Genomic DNA, 5341 nt, shown 5'->3' on the forward strand with positions numbered 1-5341 from the left:
GCCAGCGCCGCGCGGCCCGAAACGCCCGTAGTACGGGCCTCGGCGGCTCCTAAGGCCCAAGCGGCGACGCGAGTATAAAACGCGAGCTTTTACTCGTAACATTTCCGTACGGAACGCAAGGAGCGCTCCGCATCAACGGAGATCGACATGAGCACCATTACCACCAACGCAAATACCACCACCTCTGTCAGCACGGCAATGAAGCTCAATCACATGAGCTTCCCTTCGTCCGATGTCAGCGCCACGGCAACCTTCTTCGAAGCGCATCTGGGCTGCACTGTCGCCGGTCGCGGGGCGAGCTGGATCCTGAAACGCCCGGGCTTCGACATCGTGATCGAAGACGCCGGCGACCATCCGGTCGAGTGGCCCCACAACTTTCACATCGGCTTCGAACTGGCGACGCTCGACGAAGTTCGCGCGCTTCACGATCGGATGATCGCAGCGGGCGTCGGGATGAAAACCGGCGTGTTCAAGCACGAACGCGGCTCGCGGTTTTTCTGCGAAGTGCCGGGCGGTGTGCTGGTCGAAATCAACACGCGCTCGGATGCCGACGAGCAGTATCGCGGGACATTCGGCCTCTAGGCAGGATTGATACTTTTCACGACCTAATTTCGCCGAAAAAAGATATTGGACGTCTTACCGGTGGTCTCGCAAAATCCGGGTTTCCCTGCGGCCGATGAACCGGCCCGGGCGTAACACAGATTCGGATAACCACAATACAGAGGTACAGATGCCCCACTATCGATCACGCACATCGACTCATGGCCGCAACATGGCCGGCGCCCGCGCCCTGTGGCGCGCCACCGGCATGAAGGACGGCGACTTCGGCAAGCCCATCATTGCGGTCGTGAACTCGTTCACGCAGTTCGTGCCGGGCCATGTGCATCTGCGCGATCTCGGCGCGCTGGTCGCGAAGGAAATCGAAGCGGCCGGCGGCGTCGCGAAGGAATTCAACACCATCGCGGTGGACGACGGCATTGCCATGGGTCACGGCGGCATGCTGTATTCGCTGCCGTCGCGCGAACTGATCGCCGACTCGGTGGAGTACATGGTCAATGCGCACTGCGCCGACGCCATGGTCTGCATCTCCAATTGCGACAAGATCACGCCGGGCATGCTGATGGCCGCCATGCGCCTGAACATCCCGGTCGTGTTCGTCTCCGGCGGTCCGATGGAAGCCGGCAAGGTCAAATCGCCGACCGACGGTCAGGTGATCGCGAAGATCGACTTGATCGACGCAATGATCAAGGCCGCCGACTCGAAGGTGAGCGACGCCGAAGTGGCGGAGATCGAGCGCAACGCGTGCCCGACGTGCGGTTCGTGCTCGGGCATGTTCACCGCGAATTCGATGAACTGCCTGACCGAAGCAATCGGTCTGGCGTTGCCGGGCAACGGCACGATCGTCGCTACGCATGCATGGCGCAAGGGGCTGTTCGAACAGGCCGGGCGTCTCGTGGTGGATCTGTGCCGCCGTTATTACCAGGAAGAGGACGCATCGGTTTTGCCGCGCAGTATCGCGACCAAGCAGGCGTTCAAGAATGCCATGACGCTCGACGTCGCCATGGGCGGTTCGACCAACACCGTGCTGCATCTGCTGGCGGCCGCGCAGGAAGCCGGCGTCGATTTCACGATGTCCGATATCGACCGCATCTCGCGCAACGTGCCGTGTCTTTGCAAGGCGGCGCCCGCGACCGACAAGTACCACATCGAGGACGTGCATCGCGCGGGCGGGATTCCCGGCATTCTCGGCGAGCTCGCACGCGCCGGGCTGCTCGACCTCTCGTGCGGCAACGTGCATAGCGGGACGCTTGGCGACGCGATTGCGAAGTGGGACATCGCGGGCGGCGCGGGCGAAGAAGCGCAGAAGTTTTTCCGCGCGGCGCCTGGCGGCATTCCGACGACCGTAGCGTTCAGCCAGGAAGCGACCTTCGCCTCACTCGATACCGACCGCAAGACCGGCTGTATCCGCAGCAAGCAGGACGCGTATTCGAAGGACGGCGGCCTCGCCGTGCTGTACGGCAATCTGGCGGAGAAGGGGTGTATCGTCAAGACGGCGGGTGTCGATGAATCGCAATGGCTGTTCTCGGGTCGCGCACGCGTGTTCGAGAGCCAGGATGACGCCGTCGAAGCCATCCTGGGCGACCAGGTCGTGGCGGGTGACGTAGTCGTGATCCGTTACGAAGGTCCGAAGGGCGGTCCGGGCATGCAGGAAATGCTCTACCCCACGTCGTACCTGAAGTCGAAGGGCCTGGGCAAGAGCTGCGCGCTCTTCACCGATGGCCGGTTCTCCGGCGGTTCGTCGGGGCTCGTGATCGGGCATGCATCGCCGGAAGCGGCCGAAGGCGGCACGATCGGGCTGGTGGAAGAGGGCGATGTGATCGAGATCGATATCCCGAATCGCAAGATGCATCTGGCGGTACCGGATGCGGAACTGGCGCGCCGTCGCGAAGTCATGGAAGCACGCGGCGACAAGGCTTGGATGCCGGTGAATCGCGAGCGCGTGGTGTCGCTCGCGTTGCAGGCGTACGCGGCGCTTGCAACATCGGCCGATCGTGGTGCCGTGCGCGATCTGTCGCAACTCAAGCGCAAGTAAGCGCCGTCAGGGCTCCGTTGCGTGAAGACATTGGAGCCCGGCAATCGGAGCCCGAAGCCCGGCGCAAACATTCGAGGGCGGTTTAATCCACCCGCCGTCCTTCGACCGGATAGCCGGGATCGGTGTATCCCGGCGTCGATGTGTGTCCAGGCGGCACAAGACTGTCCACGAACGCCTCATCCCGGGCATCGAGCTTCAGGGTGAGCGCGTCCATGTAGCTGTCCCAGTGCGCTTCGGTGCGCGGTCCCGCGATCGTGGAACTGACGAACTTATTGTTCAGCACCCAGGCGAGCGCGAAGGCGATCGAATTCGTGCCGCGCTCGGCCGCATGAGCAGCGAGTTTCTGCGCAATTTCCAGCGACTCCGGCCGGAACTCGGTCTGGTGAATACGCTTGTCGCCGCGACCGGCACGGGAATCGTCCGGCGGCGCGGAATCCGCCTTGTACTTGCCGGTCAGCACACCGCGAGCGAGCGGGCTGTATGGCACGACACCCACCCCGTAATGCGCGGCGGCCGGAAATTGTTCGACCTCGGCCGTGCGATCCACCATGTTGTACAGCGGCTCGCTCGCGACCGGCCGGTCGATGCCGAGCTGATCCGCGAGACGAACGATCTCGGCGATCCGCCAGCCCTTGAAATTCGATAAACCGAAATACCGCACTTTCCCCTGGCGGATCAGGTCGCCGATGGCGCGCACGCCTTCTTCCAGCGGCGCGTCGAGCAGGGCGCGATGAAAGTAAAGGATATCGATGTAGTCTGTGTCGAGACGCTTGAGGCTCGCCTCGACGGACTGGATGATCCACTTGCGCGACTGGCCTTGTTCGTTGGGACCTTGCTGTGTCGGGTAGCCGAACTTCGTCGCCACGACCCAATTGTCGCGCTTGCCGGCTATCGCGCGACCGACCACCTCTTCGGAGCGTCCGGCATGATAGACGTCGGCGGTATCGATGAAGTTGATTCCCTGGTCGAATGCTTTGCTGATGATGCGTTTGGACGCCGGTTCGTCAGTCTCGCCACCGAACATCATTGCTCCGAGGCAGAGCGGTGAAACTTTAAGGGCACTTCGCCCCAGATAACGATAGTCCATGGGTCTCTCCGAATGAGTGGTTCATTGCAGATGATAAAGAGAGACATTTAATCGATAAAGGCCCATAAACGGCATGCCCTCATGAACGTGGTTCATGAATGAACGGGTGACATTCATTTGCTGTGACGCAGGGCGTCGATGATCAACGACATCGCACGCGAGGACTGGCGGCGGCTTGCGTAATAAGCATGCAAGCCGGGGAACGTAGGACTCCAGTCCTCCAGCACCCATTGAAGACGGCCGGCTGCGATGTGGGGTTGCACGATATCGGCTGGAAGGTACGCCAGGCCGTAACCGGCTAACGCGGCGTCGAGCATCTGATAGGTTCCGTTGAACGCGAGTTGACCTTCAACACGCACCTGGACCTCGCGCGCCCCTTTTTTAAGCTCCCATGCGTAGAACGAACCATGCGTGGGCAACCGCAGGTTGATGCAGTCATGCGCAGTCAGGTCCTGGGGTTTTGCAGGCGGCTTGCGGTTTTTCAGGTACGCGGGAGAACCGACGATCCCCATGCGCATGTCCGGCGCAATGCGCACGGCGATCATGTCCTTGGCGACCTGATTGCCGTTGCGGATACCAATGTCGTAACGATCCGCGACGATATCGGACAGACCGTAGTCGGTGATGATCTCGACCTTGATATCCGGATACTTCTTCAGAACCTTCGACAGCTTCGGCCAGAGCACCGTGCGGGTCGAGTGATCGGTCGCCGTGATGCGGATGGTTCCTGCCGGCTTGTCTCTGAGTTCCGTGACCGCTTTCAATTCGGTCTCGATCTCGTCGAATCGCGGCGCGACGGTATTGAGCAGCCGTTCTCCCGCTTCGGTCGGCGAAACGCTGCGGGTCGTCCGAGTGAGCAGCCGGACGCCGAGCCGCGTTTCCAGCGCTCTGATCGTATGGCTGAGCGCCGATTGCGACACGCCCATTTGAGCCGCCGCTTTAGTGAAACTCTGCGCGCGCGCGACGGTGATGAAGGCGAGCAGGTCATTGAAATTTTCACGGGGCATTGATGAATCCGGCTCATGGGTGTTTGCGGATTCTACCGGCTAGTCATGATCGTCGGCGGCCGCATCACTTGAAGGTTCGATAGGAAACGCGGCGGGTGAAAAGATACGTCAAAGCCCCAAACAAACCGCCCCGGCCGCGACGACCAGGCACGCCAGCCAGCGCTTCGCACTGACCGTTTCGCGCAGAAACACACGCCCTATCAGCACCGCGAACACTACGCTGGTCTCGCGCAACGCCGATACCGCGCCCATGGCGCCCGACTGCATCGCCCAGATCACGATGCCGTACGCCGCGATGGACACAAGGCCGCCCCCGATCGATGACACGACCGCCGCTGTCGCATCGCGTACTGGTGCCCAGAGTGCAGTGACCCCGCGCATTGCGATGAACAGCACGGGCATCAGCCAGTAGAACAGGAACATCCACACGGTGTAGGTGAGTGGCTCGCCGCTGGACGAGCGCACGCCGATACCATCGACCACCGTATAAAGCGCGATTGTTGCGCCGGTCATCAGCGCGTCCGCCACGCCCGCCCGCGAAACTTTCCCGCCTTCCAGCGCAAGCGCGATGATCCCGCTTGAGATCAATACGACCCCGAACACGTGCAGCGGCCCGATCGCCTCATGCGCGAACAGCGCCGCGCCGAGCGTCAA

5 protein-coding genes are annotated in these 5341 nt (G+C 61.9%); 2 read left to right on the forward strand and 3 right to left on the reverse strand.

The window, feature by feature from the left end:
- Positions 1 to 198 precede the first annotated feature (198 nt).
- Entirely contained in the window at positions 199 to 582 is a 384-nt protein-coding gene (locus tag ACRXB1_RS29280; RefSeq protein WP_449494017.1) for a VOC family protein, read from the forward strand.
- 148 nt (positions 583 to 730) lie between these two features.
- Positions 731 to 2593 (forward strand): dihydroxy-acid dehydratase, encoded by a 1863-nt coding sequence (ilvD, locus tag ACRXB1_RS29285; RefSeq protein ID WP_075357412.1) that lies wholly within the window; start codon positions 731 to 733, stop codon positions 2591 to 2593.
- Positions 2594 to 2675: 82 nt separating this feature from the next.
- On the opposite strand, the gene ACRXB1_RS29290 is transcribed toward ilvD, so the two are convergent.
- From ACRXB1_RS29290 to ACRXB1_RS29300, 3 genes are all read right to left on the reverse strand, one after another.
- Positions 2676 to 3680: an aldo/keto reductase gene (locus ACRXB1_RS29290; RefSeq protein ID WP_449494015.1), complete on the reverse strand. Its 1005-nt coding sequence runs from the start codon at positions 3678 to 3680 to the stop codon at positions 2676 to 2678.
- Between the two features lie 113 nt (positions 3681 to 3793).
- Positions 3794 to 4687: a LysR family transcriptional regulator gene (locus ACRXB1_RS29295; RefSeq protein WP_174363773.1), complete on the reverse strand. Its 894-nt coding sequence runs from the start codon at positions 4685 to 4687 to the stop codon at positions 3794 to 3796.
- A gap of 108 nt (positions 4688 to 4795) precedes the next feature.
- Positions 4796 to 5341, reverse strand: a 546-nt coding sequence (locus ACRXB1_RS29300) for an EamA family transporter (protein ID WP_449494016.1), incomplete at its 5' end; no start/stop codon positions are given.

Source organism: Caballeronia sp. M23-90, assembly GCF_053574605.1.

Coding starts and splice junctions, on each gene's coding strand:
- ilvD (WP_075357412.1), top strand. CDS start 731: ATGCCCCACTATCGATCACGCACATCGACTCATGGCCGCAACATGGCC.
- ACRXB1_RS29290 (WP_449494015.1), bottom strand. CDS start 3,680: ATGGACTATCGTTATCTGGGGCGAAGTGCCCTTAAAGTTTCACCGCTC.
- ACRXB1_RS29280 (WP_449494017.1), top strand. CDS start 199: ATGAAGCTCAATCACATGAGCTTCCCTTCGTCCGATGTCAGCGCCACG.
- ACRXB1_RS29295 (WP_174363773.1), bottom strand. CDS start 4,687: ATGCCCCGTGAAAATTTCAATGACCTGCTCGCCTTCATCACCGTCGCG.